The 15,817-nt window shown below is 53.1% G+C and carries 13 protein-coding genes; 11 read left to right on the top strand and 2 right to left on the bottom strand.

The window, feature by feature from the left end:
• Positions 1 to 225 precede the first annotated feature (225 nt).
• From DUE52_RS27035 to DUE52_RS26985, 11 genes are all read left to right on the top strand, one after another.
• Positions 226 to 1,356 carry a FecR family protein gene (locus DUE52_RS27035; protein ID WP_114409211.1) on the top strand — a complete coding sequence of 377 codons (1,131 nt, stop codon included), beginning with the start codon at positions 226 to 228 and terminating at the stop codon, positions 1,354 to 1,356.
• A gap of 103 nt (positions 1,357 to 1,459) precedes the next feature.
• On the top strand, positions 1,460 to 1,921 hold the full coding sequence (locus tag DUE52_RS27030) for a RidA family protein (protein ID WP_114409210.1): 462 nt from the start codon (positions 1,460 to 1,462) through the stop codon (positions 1,919 to 1,921).
• A gap of 169 nt (positions 1,922 to 2,090) precedes the next feature.
• Complete coding sequence (locus DUE52_RS27025; protein ID WP_114409209.1) at positions 2,091 to 3,311, top strand: aminotransferase class V-fold PLP-dependent enzyme; 1,221 nt, start codon at positions 2,091 to 2,093, stop codon at positions 3,309 to 3,311.
• A 27-nt stretch (positions 3,312 to 3,338) separates the two neighbouring features.
• A complete protein-coding gene (locus DUE52_RS27020; RefSeq protein ID WP_114409208.1) occupies positions 3,339 to 4,586 on the top strand; it encodes an amidohydrolase/deacetylase family metallohydrolase in 1,248 nt (415 codons plus the stop codon).
• A gap of 38 nt (positions 4,587 to 4,624) precedes the next feature.
• On the top strand, positions 4,625 to 6,382 hold the full coding sequence (locus tag DUE52_RS27015) for a PQQ-dependent sugar dehydrogenase (protein ID WP_114409207.1): 1,758 nt from the start codon (positions 4,625 to 4,627) through the stop codon (positions 6,380 to 6,382).
• A gap of 226 nt (positions 6,383 to 6,608) precedes the next feature.
• The gene (locus DUE52_RS27010) at positions 6,609 to 7,049 is read left to right on the top strand and encodes a c-type cytochrome (protein ID WP_114409206.1); all 441 of its coding nucleotides are present in this window, start codon (positions 6,609 to 6,611) and stop codon (positions 7,047 to 7,049) included.
• Complete coding sequence (locus tag DUE52_RS27005; protein WP_114409205.1) at positions 7,046 to 8,506, top strand: PQQ-dependent sugar dehydrogenase; 1,461 nt, start codon at positions 7,046 to 7,048, stop codon at positions 8,504 to 8,506. The genes DUE52_RS27010 and DUE52_RS27005 overlap by 4 nt, the downstream gene beginning before the upstream one ends.
• Before the next feature lie 18 nt (positions 8,507 to 8,524).
• The gene (locus DUE52_RS27000; RefSeq protein ID WP_114409204.1) at positions 8,525 to 9,757 is read left to right on the top strand and encodes an aminotransferase class V-fold PLP-dependent enzyme; all 1,233 of its coding nucleotides are present in this window, start codon (positions 8,525 to 8,527) and stop codon (positions 9,755 to 9,757) included.
• Positions 9,758 to 9,881: 124 nt separating this feature from the next.
• Complete coding sequence (locus tag DUE52_RS26995) at positions 9,882 to 11,162, top strand: amidohydrolase/deacetylase family metallohydrolase (protein WP_114409203.1); 1,281 nt, start codon at positions 9,882 to 9,884, stop codon at positions 11,160 to 11,162.
• 141 nt (positions 11,163 to 11,303) lie between these two features.
• Entirely contained in the window at positions 11,304 to 12,416 is a 1,113-nt protein-coding gene (locus DUE52_RS26990) for a bile acid:sodium symporter family protein (protein WP_114409202.1), read from the top strand.
• 83 nt (positions 12,417 to 12,499) lie between these two features.
• A complete protein-coding gene (locus tag DUE52_RS26985; RefSeq protein WP_229312328.1) occupies positions 12,500 to 13,417 on the top strand; it encodes an SMP-30/gluconolactonase/LRE family protein in 918 nt (305 codons plus the stop codon).
• 19 nt (positions 13,418 to 13,436) lie between these two features.
• Here DUE52_RS26985 and DUE52_RS26980 read toward each other — a convergent pair whose 3' ends face one another.
• Together DUE52_RS26980 and DUE52_RS26975 are read right to left on the bottom strand one after the other, a co-directional pair.
• A complete protein-coding gene (locus DUE52_RS26980) occupies positions 13,437 to 14,492 on the bottom strand; it encodes a response regulator (protein WP_114409201.1) in 1,056 nt (351 codons plus the stop codon).
• Complete coding sequence (locus tag DUE52_RS26975) at positions 14,470 to 15,687, bottom strand: PAS domain-containing sensor histidine kinase (protein ID WP_114409200.1); 1,218 nt, start codon at positions 15,685 to 15,687, stop codon at positions 14,470 to 14,472. Before DUE52_RS26975 ends, DUE52_RS26980 begins: the two co-directional genes overlap by 23 nt.
• Between the last annotated feature and the right edge of the window lie 130 nt (positions 15,688 to 15,817).

Below are 15,817 nucleotides of genomic sequence, written 5' to 3'. Positions count from 1 at the left end.
TAATCTGTGTAAATCCGTTCAATCCGCACCATCCGTGTTCCTATCCAATTTTGTTCGTAAACTTCACTCACGTCCCAACGCCTACCGTCAAATGTACATGCATTCGCGGATTGGACGAAACGAAAACGGAGGAAAATGCGCTTCGAAATTTTATTCCGGAAAAAAGAGTATTGGCCGTACACACTTGCATCTTTACATACAAATAGCAAAGTATTACTGTTTTGTATGCAAGATTATCGGAATTTCGAGCCTGAAGAATTAGCTATTGATCCGTCTTTTCAACGTTGGAAATTGCTGGACGATCCTGCCGATCGTGATTTTTGGAAAGAATGGTTGGTTCAAAATCCTGATAAAGAGGAGCTTGTCGATAAGGCTTACCAATTGCTGAGTACCCTGAATGACGTCTATACCCGGTTTCCGGGCGAGCGGGCAACGGTTTCGGACCGGGAAGTACAAAACGAAATTCAACGGTTGAGTCAAGCCATTGATAGCCAGGAGAAACCGTCGGTTCGCTGGTATCGGTCGGAGTGGGTGCGGTATGGCATGGCGGCTAGTATCGTCCTGATGCTGGGCCTGTTCTGGCAATATGGAGTCCGCTCGACGGAACCGAAAAGTGGTAACGTTACCTACGACGAACTGGTTGCGCAGGTGTCGAATCCGCTTCGGGAAGTTGCCAACACGACCAACGCATCGCGTCAGGTTCAGTTGCCGGATGGAAGTACAATTGTTTTAAAACCGAAAAGCCGGGTGAGTTATCCCGATCCGTTTCCGGGAACAACCCGCGAGGTTTACCTCGTTGGGGAGGCTTTTTTTCAGGTTCATAAAGACCCGAACAAACCGTTTTATGTCTACGCCAATGGACTGGTCACGAAAGTGCTGGGGACCAGTTTTACGGTGCAGACTTTTGAAGATAACAAGCAGGTTAAAGTGGTGGTTAAAACCGGAAAAGTATCCGTTTTTGCCGGCACCCAGGCTACGGTAACCCAGCAAAAAGAGGACTATAAACTGGAGGGAATCGTCCTGACGCCTAACCAGCAGATCGTCTTTACCCCGACCGACACCCGGATTGTCAAGAGCCTGGTGGCCGAACCGGCTTTGCTGGAAAAACCGGTTCAGAAACAGCCGTTTAGCTTCAGACGAACCCCCATTGCCGAGGTGTTTGCCACCCTCGAAAAAGCGTACGGCATCCGCATCGTGTTTGACGAAGAAATCATGAAATCGTGTTACCTGACGGCTTCGCTGGAAGACGAACCGCTCTTCGAAAAGCTGGACTTAATTTGCAACACGATCAACGCCCGCTACGAACAACTGGACGCCCACATTATCATCAACAGCGACGGGTGTGGATCGCTCTAAAAATTGCTGATACATTTTGGGTCAAACACTGGCACGATAGGCAAAAAATTGGTTGATTTACTTAAAATTTTTAGTATTCATTAATCCATTCTTCAATTTTCTAATGAAACCACAACGCCGATCCATTTTAAAACGACTCTTTGCCTCCGTAGCCGGTGTCACTGGCCTGGGCGTCGCTACCACCGCGGCTAAAGCCGAAGCCGCTCCCGAAAAGGAAGTATTTAACGTGGTGACTGAAAAGGACGTTCCGCTGTTTTCCGGTTCAACCAAAATGGGAAATCTGGTCTTCGTGGCCGGCAAAGGATACCACAAGGAAGGTGACATCAAAGTGCATACGGACGAGGTGCTGAAGGAGTTGGAAAAGGAACTGATCAAAGCCGGTTCTTCGATGGAGAAAGTGCTGAAAGTGTCCGTTTTTCTGCACGACCTGAACGACTACAAAGGCATGAACGAAGTCTACAAAGGCCGGTTTGGCAGCAAACCGCCGGTTCGCACAACGGTGGCCGTCTACGGCGGTGTTCCCGGCGACTCGCTCGTTGAAATGGACTGTATCGCTTATATTTAACTAGTATAACTATGTAAAAATACCCCCAACCCCTGAAGAGGGCTAAATCATCCGGGTCTGAAAGCCCCCTTCAGGGGGTTGGGGGTATTTTCGCATAGACTCAAAATATACCCTTCCCGCCCGATCGGCAGGAAGGCCATTGTTCCCCACGTTTTTGCTAACCCATCCCATGATCAGTAGAAGAACCATCCTCAAACGACTGTCGGCCATGCCGCTTTTAGGCGGTATCATCGGCAGTACCGCTCCCTTGTCATCGGCTGTGGCCGCCACCGCGCTCGCTCCCCGCAACCTGGTGAAAGAGCTGGGTATCAGAACGTTCATTAATGCCGCCGGAACCTATACGGCCATGACCGGCTCGCTGATGCAGGACGAAGTCATGGAAACCATTCAGGCGGCTTCCAAAGAGTTTATGATGCTCGACGATGTGCAAACCAAAGTCGGGGAAAAAATTGCGGCTATTGTCCACGCCGAATCGGCGGTCGTCACGGCGGGTTGTTTCTCGGCCATGACGCTGGGTCTGGCGGGGGTGCTGACCGGCATGGATCAGAAAAAAGTGGAAGCTTTGCCGCAACTGGAAGGCACCGGCATGAAATCCGAAGTGATCGTTCAGAAAGGCCACAACGTCGGCTATTCCCACGCCTTGACCAATACCGGCTGCAAGATGGTTTTCGTGGAAACCGTAGAAGAGGTCGAGAAGGCGATCAACGAAAAAACCGCTATGATGTGGTTCCTGCATATCCAGTCGGATCAGGGCAAAATCATGCACCAGGACTGGGTGAATCTGGCCAAAAAACACAACATTCCAACGATGATCGACATTGCCGCCGATGTGCCGCCGGTCGAAAACCTGTGGAAATTCCACAAAATGGGCTTCGATCTGGTGTGCGTTTCGGGTGGAAAAGCCATGCGCGGCCCGCAAAGTGCCGGTATTTTGATGGGCAAAAAACACCTTATTGCGGCTGCCCGCCTGAGCATGCCACCCCGCGGTTCGACCATCGGACGCGGCATGAAAGTGAACAAGGAGGAAATCCTGGGCATGTATGTCGCCCTGGAAAAATTCGTGGGTCAGGATCAGCAGAAAGAGTGGAAAATGTGGGAAGACCGCGTCGCGCACATCGCCGATGCCGTGAAAAAAGTCAATGGCGTAACAACGGAAACCGTCCGGCCCGAACTCGGTAATCACACGCCGACGCTACGGATCAAGTGGGAACCGGCCAAAATTAACCTGACGACCAAAGCCTTGCAGGAAGCCCTGCGCAATGGCGATCCGTCCATCGAAATCGTGGGCGAACAGGGTGGTATTAGCCTGACCACCTGGATGTTGAAACCCGGTCAGGAGAAAATCGTTGCCACCCGCCTGAAAGAAGAACTCGCCAAAGCTGCGGTCTGATTTTTCCGGTTATTGTTCCCTAAACCCATGCGAAAACTTTCCTTTTTACTGGCCGTACTCGGTCTGATCAGCGGTTCGGTTGACGCCCAGACCTACAGCCTCGTCATCAAGGGCGGGCAAGTCATCGATCCGAAAAACAACCTCAACGCGGTGATGGACATCGCCATCACCGACGGCAAAATTGTTCAGGTTGCCAAAACCATCGACGCGAGCCAGGCCAAGCAGGTCGTCAATGCCAAAGGGATGTATGTCACGCCCGGCATCATCGACATTCACGGTCACGTTTTTTACGGAACCGAACCCAATCACTACCTCAGCAACGGCCTGACGGCGGTTTCGCCCGACGGTTTTACGTTCCGCGTCGGCGTCACCACCATCGTCGATGCGGGCGGGGCGGGCTGGCAGTCGTTTCCGGCGTTTAAAAAGAACATCATCTTCTCGTCCAAAACGCGCGTACTTTCGCTTCTCAACATCGTGGGGGAAGGCATGCGGGGCGGTGACTGGGAACAGGACACCACCGACATGGACCCTAAAATGGCGGCTGCGGTGGCCCTCGGCAATCCGAACGACGTGGTCGGTTTCAAAGTGGCACACTACATGGGCGGCAGTTGGGCACCCGTCGATCGGGCCGTTCAGGCCGGAAAACTGGCGAATATGCCGGTAATGATCGACTTCGGCCGACACGACCCCCCGCTTTCGCTCGAAGAGTTGTTCATGAAACACCTTCGTCCCGGCGACATTTTTACGCACACCTACACCTTGCTGGAAGACAATGTGCGCGAAACGATTGTGGACGAAGCCACCGGAAAAGTAAAACCGTTTGTCTGGGAAGCCCGCAAGAAAGGCATTGTTTTCGACGTGGGTTACGGTGGTGCCAGCTTCAATTATTCACAGGCCATTCCGGCGGTCAAGGCCGGTTTTTACCCGACAACGATCAGCACCGATTTACACACCGGCAGCATGAACGGTTCGATGAAAGACATCCTGAGCATCATGTCCAAATTTGTCGGCATGGGTGTTCCGGTGGCGGATGTCATCAAAGCCAGTACGTGGACCCCGGCGCAGGTGATCAAACGCGAAATGCTGGGGCACCTGTCGGTAGGTGCCATCGCCGATGTGGCCATCCTGACCATGCGCGAAGGTAATTTCGGCTTCTACGACAAAACCGGGTATCGCATGGAAGGTAAGAAAAAATTCGATTGCGAAATGACCATCAAAGGCGGCAAAATCGTGTATGACCTCAACGGGATTGCCAACCCGCTGGTGGTGAACTAAAAATGAATCTGACTAGTCCTATTCTCTGAAACTTCTGAATGTCAAGACTCTATACCCGTAGCCTTTTTCTGGCTTTACTTGCTGCGGTCGGTTTTGTCCGGCCTGAAACGAATACCAACCTTCCGGTTCAGACGGCGGAGAACGGCGGACTTTTTCTGCCGGAAGGATTTGAAGCCACGGTCGTTGTCGATAGTCTGGCGGGTCGCGCGCGGCACCTCGCCGTCAACGACAACGGCGATATTTACGTGAAAGCACGGTTTGCGCGGGACAAGGACGAATCCGTGATTGCGCTGCGGGATACCAACGGCGACGGCCGGGCGGACATCATCAAACGTTTCGGTGGTCTGTCGCGCGAACGGGCATACGGCACGGCGATGCGGATTCACAACGGCTACCTCTATTTCAGCTCCGAGCTGATCGTGTACCGCTACAAACTGACGCCGGGCAAACTGATTCCCGAAGGGCCGGTGGAAATCATTCTGACCGACGACCACGCCCACGGGATGCACGAGCACATCACCAAACCGGTAGCTTTCGATAACAAAGGCTATATGTATGTGCCGTTCGGAGCCGGTTCCAACGCCTGTCAGGAAAAAAACCGCATTCCGAGTTCGCCAGGTCTGAATCCCTGTGGCCTGCTCGCCGACCACGGCGGCATCTGGCGGTTCGACGCCAACAAAGTGGGACAGACCCAAAAAGACGGGAAGCTGTTTGCTACCGGACTGCGGAGCATTGTGGCCCTGGACTGGAATCCGGTCGATCAAACGCTTTATACCGTCGGACATGGTCGGGATGATTTTCTGATGTTGTGGTCCCATTTGTATTCGCCCTGGGAAAGCGCGGTGCTGCCCGCCGAGGAGTTTTTGCGGGTGAAAGAAGGGATGGATGCAGGCTGGCCGTATTATTATTACGATCAGGAAAAGAAGAAAAAACTGCTCAATCCGGAATACGGCGGAGATGGTAAAAAAGCGGGGAAAGGGGCTGATTATGAGCAGCCCATCATCGGTTTTCCGGCCCACTGGGCACCGAACGATCTGGTATTTTACCAGGGAACGGGAGCTTCCAACGGTTTTCCGGAACACTACAAAAACGGTGCCTTCATTGCGTTTCACGGTTCGACCAACCGCGCACCATATCCGCAGGCGGGGTATTTCATCGGTTTTGTTCCCGACAAAAACGGGTCGCCATCCACCGACTGGGAAGTGTTTGCCGACGGTTTTGCCGGTGTCGATCCGATTGTCAACGTGAGCGATGCGGTCTATCGTCCGATGGGCATTGCGATGGGGCCGGACGGTTCGCTGTATCTGGCTGAAACCGAGAAAGGGAAAATCTGGAAGGTGACCTACAAGGGCGATAAGAGCAAATTCGGGTCGGCGCAACTGGCGCAGATGGAAAAACGCAAGTCCATGTCGCACATCCGGACGCCGGATAAAGTAAACGACAATCTCGATAAAGACAAACCGGTGCTGGGGAGCAAAGTCTACGGCATCTATTGTGCCGCCTGCCACCAGCGCAACGGCCGGGGCGATTCGCAGCGGTTTCCGCCCCTGGCCGATTCGGAATGGGTGCTGGGCGACAAAAACCGCCTGATCGAAGTGCTGTTGAAAGGGCTGGAAGGGCCGATTGAAGTGAAAGGCCAGTCATATAACAACGTAATGCCGCAGCACGATTTTCTGAAAGACGAAGACATTTCCGAGGTACTGACGTTTGTTCGCCAAAGTTTTGGCAATTCGGCCAGTGCGGTTTCCGCCGATGAGGTGAAAGCCGTTCGGAAGTCGATCAAGAAAAAGAAATAACCTATTATCAAAAAATAGCCCACGGTTTTAACCGTGGGGACACGAGAAATAACGCCGTCTCACACAAACCGTTTCAACGGTTTTTAGATCCAAAACCGTTAAAACGGTTTCAACAATGCCCGGTATCTGTTCAAACCCCCGGTTAAAACCGGGGGCTGTTAATTAACATGACACGATTAATTTGATGCCTGATCAGGCTTCTCATTACGCTCAATTTTATTCTTAAATGCGTTCATATCAATTCCTTCTTACCGGTTTTTTAGCCTTGGGTTTAATCGGTGTTATGGGGTTTACGGATAACCCAAAGCCTGATGATCCGAAGCAGGAGAAATGGAAAGCCCCTGTCTGGGCCGATACGCTGAAAAGCCACTTCCCGACCGAGCCGTTGACGCTGGAACAGGGCGAAGAATTATTCATGGAATATTGTTCGTCGTGCCACGGCGAAGCGGGCTACGGCGATGGTGCTGCGGGCCGGGCGTTGGGGGCCAAACCGGCCAACTTCCACGACCCGGAAGTGACGAAACAAACCGATGGCGCCCTGTTCTGGAAACTGTCGACTGGTCGCGGAAATATGCCGCCGTTTAAAGATGTTTTTTCGGAAGAACAGCGGTGGCAACTGGTCGCTTACCTCCGGAAATTAACCAAAAAGAATACCGACACGAAATGAGGGCGTTCAACGCATTTTTGCGAAAAATAAACCTGCTGACGGCCGTGGTATTCTACCCGGTTCTGCTCCACGCGCAAGGCCCCGACGCCAAAGCCCCCGTTCCGCCGACGGCCCTGCGCCCGGACATCAAGGTCGAGCATTTCATGACCGTCGGCCCCGAAGCCGTGCGGCTGATTCAGCATCCGACTACCGGCGGACTCTATTACACCACCTTTACCGGAGACGTGTTTCGGGTCAAGCTAAACGGACAGCCGCCGATGGCCGAGAAGGTTTTTTCGGCAGCAGATCATGGCATTACACGCTTGCAGGGGGCGGCTTTTCTGAACAATACGCTGTTTCTGGCGGGCAACATCAGCGTCAACGACAACAAGGGAACCAAGGGCCGGATGGTGCGCTACGACCTGGCGTCGGGCGAAAAACCGGAACTGACCGTCGTGTTCAATACCGTCGAATACGGTACCAACAAAACCACCTTCGACCACGGCTGGAACGCACTGGAAATCAGCCCCGATCAGAAATACATCTACGTCAATACCGGCGCGCGAACCGACCACGGCGAGGTGCAGGACAACGGCGGAGTCTATCCAAATGCACGGGATAATGCGCTCACCGCCAAAATTTTCCGGTTTCCGGTCGATGCGAAAAACCTGGAACTGCCGAACGACGAAGCCCAACTGAAAGCTAACGGCTACATCTACGCGGAAGGTATTCGCAATGCCTATGACATGGCTTTCGATGGCGACGGCAGGCTGTTTGCGGTTTCCAATTCCGGCGATTATGATCATCCCGAGGATATGTTCTGGGTGCAGAAAGGACATCACTACGGTTTTCCGTGGGTCATGGGCGGCATCGACAATCCGCAGCAGAATCCCGACTGGCAACCCGATCCGGAAAAAGATCCGTTTCTGAGCAAGTTCGCCCACGCGTGGCTGATGCGGTATTTCCGGAACGACCCGGAGTTTCCGAAAAAACCGGCGGGTGTGAAATTTACGGGTCCGGTTTTGAACGTCGGCCCCGATGCCAACGAATACCGTGATCTGAAAACCGGCATTGTCATGGATGGCGATACGACGGGCGTTCCGGTTGGCACGTTCAACGCGCACAGTTCGCCGTTGGCGTTGTTTTTCGATACCCAAAACGTGCTGGCGGATGAGTTGAAAGGCGACGGTTTTGTGATTCGGTATTCCGGGCCACGACGCAATTCGACGGCGATCAACCCGCTGAAAAAACAGGGCCGGGACCTGTTGCATCTTGATTTAACGTACAACAAAACCACCGACAATTATTCCGTTAAAACCACCCGCCTGGTCGACGGTTTCACGGAGCCAACCGATGCTCTGCTGGTCGGAAATACCGTCTATGTGATCGAATACGGCGGCAAGGGCGGCAACCTCTGGAAAATTACCTTGCCCGCCGATCCGAAAGCGGCAAAGAAACAGCGTAAGAAGTCCAAATAACCGATTAACGACACGATTATGTTAAGCAGAAGAAAACTCATCAAACGCCTGTCGAGTGTCCCGCTGTTGGGTGGATTCGTGGGCGGTTTTTCATTGTCGGCCGAAGCCGCTTTATCCAAAGGGGCTGCGGTGGCGGCTCCCAAGCGGGATTTGTTCAAGGAATTTGGCGTGCGGACGTTCATCAATGCCGCCGGAACGCTGACGTACATGACGGGTTCGCTGATGCACGACGAGGTGCTCGAAGCCATCAATTATGCTTCAAAAGAATTCTGTTTGCTGGACGAATTGCAGGATAAAGTCGGGGAGAAGATTGCCAAAATGGTGCATTCGGAAGCTGCGGTAGTAACCTCTGGTGCCTTTTCCGGGATGACCCTGGGCCTGGCCGGCATTCTGACCGGAACCGATCAAAAGAAAGTGGAAGCCCTGCCGCATCTGGAAGGAACGGGGATGAAATCGGAGGTGATTTGCCAGAAAGGACACGACATTGTGTATAACCACGCGCTGACCAATACCGGCTGTAAAATGGTGATGGTCGAAACCGTCGAGGATGTGGAAAAAGCGATCAACGAAAAAACCGCCTTGATGCACTTTCTGCACATTCAGTCGGACAAAGGCAAAATCATGCACGAGGAGTGGGTGGCGCTGGGCAAAAAACACAATATTCCGACCTCCATCGACATTGCCGCCGACGTGCCGCCAACCGAAAATCTCTGGAAATTCAATGATATGGGTTTCAGTTTTGTGGTTGTTTCGGGCGGAAAAGCCATGCGTGGACCCCAGAGTGCGGGATTGCTGATGGGTAAAAAAGACATCATTGCTGCCGCCCGGATGCACATGCCCCCGCGTGGTTTTAATATTGGTCGCGGCATGAAAGTGAACAAGGAAGAGATTCTGGGCATGTACGTTGCGCTGGAGAAATTCATCACGCAGGATTATACCAAACTCTGGAAGTCGTGGGAAGACGGCGTTGCGCACGTTGAAAATACCGTCAAAACCATCAACGGCATCAAAACCGAGGTGCGCGTGAATCCGCTGGGCAACCACACGCCCTCGCTCCGCATCTCCTGGGACCCGGCGCTGGTGAAAGTAACCGGAAAACAGGTTCAGGAAGCCCTGCGCAACGGCGATCCGTCCATCGAAGTCGGTGGCGGTGGCCCCAGCAGCATCGGCGTGACGGTCTGGATGATGAAACCGGGGCAGGAAAAAATCGTGGCGAAACGGATCAAGGAAGAACTTTCGAAGGCGGTTTGAGAAAAAACGCCCCTAAATCCCCTAAAGGGGACTTGGACGCGGCTTAATCCGGATGCTGTCGCGTCCGTGCCCCTTTAGGGGTCTGGGGCAAAAGCGAATTCCTATAATCAATAACCTGAACTCTATGAAAAAATTAACATTTTTCATTCTTGCGGCTTTTGTCGCCTTCGGCAATCTCGCCTGGGCGCAGCCCTACCACGTCGTGATCAAAGGCGGTCACGTGATCGATCCGAAAAACAACATCAACGGGATTATGGACGTGGCCATTCTGGACGGCAAAATCGCGAAGGTGGCGAAAAACATCGACGCGACGGGTGCCCGGCAGGTGGTCAAGGCCAAAGGACTGTATGTAACGCCCGGCATCATCGACATCCATACGCACGTTTTTTTCGGAACGAACATGGATCAGACCTACAGCAACGGTCCCAACGCGTTGCCGCCCGACGGTTTTACGTTCCGGAACGGCGTGACGACCATCGTTGATGCGGGCTGTTCGGGCTGGCGGGATTTCGAAGCGTTCAAGAAACAAACCATCGATGCATCGCAGACGCGGGTGCTGGCGTTGCTCAACATTGTCGGTAGCGGGATGCGGGGCGGCAAGTTCGAGCAGAACATCGACGACATGGACCCCAAAGCAACGGCGGAAATGGCCCAAAAATATCCCGATCTGGTCGTGGGCGTGAAGCTGGCGCACTTCAACGGCTACGACTGGACGCCCACCGACCGCGCCGTGGAAGCCGGAAAGCTGGCGAATAAACCGGTGATGATCGACTTCGGTGGCAGCAAACCGACGCTTTCCATTGAAGAACTGTTTTTGAGACGTCTGCGTCCGGGTGATATTTTTACCCACTGTTTCGGGCAACTGGCCACCCGTGAGCCGATTCTGGATGTGGCAACCAACAAGGTAAAACCGTTCGTTTGGGAAGCGCAGAAGAAGGGTGTCATTTTTGACGTGGGCTACGGTGGGATTAGTTTCGCGTTCTCACAAGCCATTCCGGCGCTGAAAAGCGGTTTCTTTCCGAACACCATCAGCACCGACATTCACACCGGCAGCATGAACAATGCCATGAAAGACATGCTAAACGTGATGTCGAAATTCATGGCGATGGGCATGGATCTGCCCAGTGTGATCAAAGCCAGTACGTGGAGCCCGGCGCTGGCCATCAAGCGGCCCGAACTGGGCAGCCTGACCGAAGGCTCGGAGGCCGATGTGGCCATTCTGGACTTGCAGGACGGCAAATTTGCGGTTCGGGACACCGGTTATTTTGGTTTCTTCGATTACACCGGCCACAAAATTGAGGGAAAACAGAAACTCACCTGCGAAATGACCATCCGCAAAGGCCGGATCGTATACGACCTGAACGGCATCGCCGATCCGATTGTCGTTCGTCAACGGGCGCAGTGACGGTTTACGGTATTCGGTTTACAGTTTTCGGTGGGCTACCGTATCGACGGCCCGGCGTAAACTGAATACCGGATACCGTAAACCGAATACCGTAAACTGTTATATTTGGGGGTAATTCCTAAACCTTCTGAAAATAGTATCATGTATAAACTGATTTTAGGTCTGGCGGGTGTCTGTCTGCTGGTAGCACTGGGGTTGATGGTCACCGGAAATCTTCCGCTGGCGGGTCCGTTTCTGATTGCCTTCTTTCTCGCGGTTGCTTTCGGTTTTCGGGGCTTTGAAAACTTGAAAGGGTTTTCCTACACGGTTATGATTTTTGCCGCCGTCACCACGGCCTTATTTTATCCTACCTATTTTGTTTCCTACAACGGCTTTAAATTCAGTACGTTAATTACGCCCCTGATCCAACTCATCATGTTCGGAATGGGAACGTCGATGAGTCTCGATGATTTTGTCGGTGTGGTTAAAATGCCGCGCGGAGTGCTAATCGGCGTCGTTAGCCACTTCATCATCATGCCATCCATCGGCTACACGCTGGCGAGCATCAGCGGTTTGCCACCCGAAATTGCCGCCGGAATTATTCTGATCGGTTGCTCACCCAACGGCATGGCTTCCAACGTGATCTCGTATTTAGCCAAAGCCAATCTGGCTTTGTCGATCACGATTACGGCCATTTCCACCATGCTGGCCCCCTTCGTAACGCCCCTGTTGATGCGGACGCTGGCGGGTGCTTTCGTCGAAATCGATACGCTGGCGATGATGTGGGACATTACGAAAATGGTGATTTTGCCGATTGGCGCGGGTTTGCTGTTCAACAAGTTTCTGAGCGGGAAAGCCAAATGGCTGGACGATGCCATGCCGTATGTGTCTATGTTTGGCATTACCTTCATCATTGTCATCATTACCTCGGCGGGTCGCAACAGCCTGCTGTCGATTGGCCCCATTCTGCTGGTTCTGGTGCTGATTCACAACCTGTCCGGTTATTTTCTGGGCTACTGGTCGGGCCGTCTGTTCCGCATGAGCGAGCGCGACTGCCGAACCATTGCCATCGAAGTGGGGATGCAAAATGGCGGTCTGGCGTCGGGGATTGCCAATCAGATGGGTAAAATGGCGACGGTGGGTCTGGCCCCGGCCATTTTTGGCCCGCTGATGAACATTACCGGTTCCATTCTGGCGTCGTGGTGGCACCGCCGGATGCCGAAAGAAGAACGCGATGCCCCGCAGGAAGTAGTGCATGGGCACCGAAGTTTGTAGTTTAGTAAGTTTATGATTTATCGTCTAGGGTTTATCGTTATCATCCCAACGATAAACCCTAGACGATAAACCAATTACCACGTATGATGAATAAACGATTGTTTGCTGTTGTTGCCTCGCTGACTGGCGCGGGCTTACTCATGATTTCAGCCATGCCGAATACCGCTGAGGAATTATTCAAATCGACGGTTTTTACGCCCGTCAATGGGTTTACGTCCGGCGTCGAAGGCCCGGCGGTGGACAAGGCGGGGATGGTTTACGCCGTCAACTTTGGCAAACAGGGCACGATTGGGCAGGTAACCTCAACGGGCGAAGCCAGCGTATTCATCGAACTGCCCGAAGGCAGCATCGGCAACGGCATCCGGTTCAACAAAAAAGGCGATATGTTCATCGCCGATTATCCCAAACACAACATTCTGAAAGTGGCCGCAGGTACCAAAAACCTGAGCGTTTTTGCCCACGAACCGCGCATGAACCAGCCCAACGACATCGCCATCGACGGCAAAGACCGCCTGTATGCGAGCGACCCGAGTTGGAAGAACAATACCGGTAATCTCTGGCGAATCGATACCGACGGCAAGGTAACCTTGCTGGAAGAAAACATGGGCACCACCAACGGCGTTGAAGTAAGCCCGGATGACAAACGTCTGTATGTCAATGAGTCAAACCAGCGGAAAGTGTGGGTCTATGATTTGTCGGCCGATGGGAAGGTTAGCAACAAACGGCTGCTGATCGAGTTCCCGGATTTTGGCATGGACGGGATGCGTTGCGACGCCGACGGCAATCTCTACATCACCCGGTTTGGAAAAGGAACCGTTGCCAAAGTGGCCCCAAGCGGCAAGGTGATTCAGGAAATTCAGTTGGTGGGTAAACGCCCCACGAACATCTGTTTCGGCGGAAAAGACGGGCGCACGGCCTACGTCACGCTCCAGGATCAGGGCAATCTGGAAAGCTTCCGGGTCGATAAACCGGGCCGGGAATGGGCGATGCGTAAAAAATAACCGGTTTTTTACGGCGGTTTCACCAGCGTGACCGTTTCAGTTTTTCGGGCTGGAGCACACGGATGCTGGTTCCGCTGATGTCGATCAGTCCATCGCCTTTAAACTCACTCAGCGTTCGAATCAGTGATTCGGTGGCGGTGCCGACCATCGCGGCCAGGTCATCGCGGGAGAACTGAATCACCGGCTCATTTTCGTGGTTTTGTAAATTCTGGTGGAGCCGCAGCAGCGTGTCGGCCACCCGCCGACGCAGCGAATCGTAGGCCATTTCCAGCAATTGCTGTTCGCGCTCGGTCACCCGGTTGGCCAGCAACTGCACAAAACTCCGGGCCACCTGTCCATCGCGCGAGAGTAGATCGATGAAGATTTCCTTCGGAATATACACCAGTTCGGAATCCTCCAGCGCCACCGCCGAATCCGTGTGGTCGGTTTGCTCCAGCAGGCTTACATACCCGAAAAAGTCGCCCGTCTGGTACAGCCCTGTAATAAATTCCTTGCCATCCGGGTTGGTTTTGTAGGTTTTCACCCGGCCACTCTGCACAAAATACAGCCGCATCGGTTCGTCGCCTTCCGAATACACAAACTGCTTTTTGCGGATTAAATGCCCTTTCCGGTCCACCGTCAGCGAATCGATGCCGGTCAGCGTCTGGGCATCGTCCAGAAATTGAGCCAGGCCGTCTTTGGTGGGTTCATAGGCCGGTCGCATCTGGTCGAAGCGTTTCAGCCTTCCTTCCACCGCGTTCAGCAATTCAATTTCATCGAACGGTTTGGTCAGGTAATCATCCGCGCCCATTTCCATGCCCCGGCGGAAGTCGGAACGCTCGGTTTTGGCGGTCAGAAAAATAAACGGGATGCCCGATAAAACCGGATTTTTGTTGAAAATATGCAAAACGCCGTAGCCATCCAAAACCGGCATCATGATGTCACAAATCACCAGATCGGGCCGGGTTTCGAGCGCTTTTTCCACGCCGATCTTGCCGTTTTCGGCCATCAGAACGTGGTAGTTGGCGAGTTCCAGAATTTCGGCGGTATTTTCCCGAATGTGACTGTTATCTTCAATGAGCAGAATCGTCTTCATGACTGAATGAAATAGTTACGGTGGTTCCCTGGTTAAGCTGGCTTTGGAAGTCGATGGTACCGTTCAGCAGCGTCAGATACTGCGCGACGATGTGCAATCCCAGGCCCGTTCCCTGAATCGCCGTGACATTTTTGGCGCGGTAAAACCGTTCAAACAAGTGCTTCTGATCATCGGTTGACATGCCGATGCCCTGATCCTCGATCGACAGGCAAACCTGGCCGTCGCGGCACCAGAAACGAACCCGGATCGGTTGGTTTTCGCCGGAATATTTGATGGCATTCGAAAGCAGGTTGACCAGCATTTTGCGAACCAGCGACGGATCCAGCCATACGTTGGAGACACAATCCGGCTCGGTTTGAATGGTTTGGCCGGGTTTTAACATGCCCTGCACATCCGTGATCACGTTGGTTACCAGCTCTTCGAGGTCGAACAAAGAGTAGGACGCTTCGATTTTTCCTTCTTCCAGCTTGCCAACCGACAGAAATTCTTCCAGGATGTCGTTGAGGTGATTGACCGACGCCTTGATGCGCTGGATGTGGCGGTTTCGTTTGTCCTGCTGTTCCGTTGTCGTGTATTTATTCAGCAAATCGGCCGACGTCTGAATCGCGCTCAGGGGCGTTCGGAATTCATGCGATGCCATCGACACGAAGCGGGATTTGAGTTCACCCAGTTCGCGCTCGGTCGTCAGGGCTTTTGAAAGCTCGTCTTTCGACAATTCCAACTGGTGCAGCGTCACCATGAGCGCGTTGGTCCGGTCGGCTACTTTCTGTTCCAGTTCGGCGTTCAGTTGTTCGATGCGGTTTTTCTGTTCGATGAGCACCCGCTCGGCTTCTTTTTTGTAGGTCGTATCGATGATGTAGGCGACTACAAACAGCTCATTTTCCCGGTAAAAATAACTCAGGCTGATTTCGGCCGGAAACAGCGAACCGTCCTTGCGTTTGACGTGCAGATCACGACCGTGGCCCATCGGGCGTACTTCCGGCCGGGCATTAAACGACTTCCGGAGGTTCTGGTGGAGGTGAACCAGCGAGTCGGGAACGAGCAATTCGATGGATTGCCCCACCATTTCGGCGTCCGAATAGCCAAATAGTTGGAGCGCGTAATGACTCACCGAAATCATCCGGCCCCGGCTGTCGGAGAGAATAATGCCGATGGTCGCGTTGGCAAAAACGGCAGAAAATAGGTCGGTAATCATGCGGTTTGTCCGGAAACTGGCAACAAAAGAGCGTCTAGCGGGATTGGATGCAAGTTAAGCGGGAAAAACAAGCCGTTACCTGACAAAAATCAGTTCGGGAACCAACCTATCTCATGGTCGTTAGGGCGGC

The sequence above is a fragment of the Larkinella punicea genome, from assembly GCF_003334855.1.
Lineage (GTDB): Bacteria > Bacteroidota > Bacteroidia > Cytophagales > Spirosomataceae > Larkinella > Larkinella punicea.
This window is presented reverse-complemented; position numbering and strand designations above follow the sequence as displayed.

Coding starts and splice junctions, on each gene's coding strand:
- DUE52_RS27035 (WP_114409211.1), top strand. CDS start 226: ATGCAAGATTATCGGAATTTCGAGCCTGAAGAATTAGCTATTGATCCG.
- DUE52_RS27030 (WP_114409210.1), top strand. CDS start 1,460: ATGAAACCACAACGCCGATCCATTTTAAAACGACTCTTTGCCTCCGTA.
- DUE52_RS27025 (WP_114409209.1), top strand. CDS start 2,091: ATGATCAGTAGAAGAACCATCCTCAAACGACTGTCGGCCATGCCGCTT.
- DUE52_RS27020 (WP_114409208.1), top strand. CDS start 3,339: ATGCGAAAACTTTCCTTTTTACTGGCCGTACTCGGTCTGATCAGCGGT.
- DUE52_RS27015 (WP_114409207.1), top strand. CDS start 4,625: ATGTCAAGACTCTATACCCGTAGCCTTTTTCTGGCTTTACTTGCTGCG.
- DUE52_RS27010 (WP_114409206.1), top strand. CDS start 6,609: ATGCGTTCATATCAATTCCTTCTTACCGGTTTTTTAGCCTTGGGTTTA.
- DUE52_RS27005 (WP_114409205.1), top strand. CDS start 7,046: ATGAGGGCGTTCAACGCATTTTTGCGAAAAATAAACCTGCTGACGGCC.
- DUE52_RS27000 (WP_114409204.1), top strand. CDS start 8,525: ATGTTAAGCAGAAGAAAACTCATCAAACGCCTGTCGAGTGTCCCGCTG.
- DUE52_RS26995 (WP_114409203.1), top strand. CDS start 9,882: ATGAAAAAATTAACATTTTTCATTCTTGCGGCTTTTGTCGCCTTCGGC.
- DUE52_RS26990 (WP_114409202.1), top strand. CDS start 11,304: ATGTATAAACTGATTTTAGGTCTGGCGGGTGTCTGTCTGCTGGTAGCA.
- DUE52_RS26985 (WP_229312328.1), top strand. CDS start 12,500: ATGATGAATAAACGATTGTTTGCTGTTGTTGCCTCGCTGACTGGCGCG.
- DUE52_RS26980 (WP_114409201.1), bottom strand. CDS start 14,492: ATGAAGACGATTCTGCTCATTGAAGATAACAGTCACATTCGGGAAAAT.
- DUE52_RS26975 (WP_114409200.1), bottom strand. CDS start 15,687: ATGATTACCGACCTATTTTCTGCCGTTTTTGCCAACGCGACCATCGGC.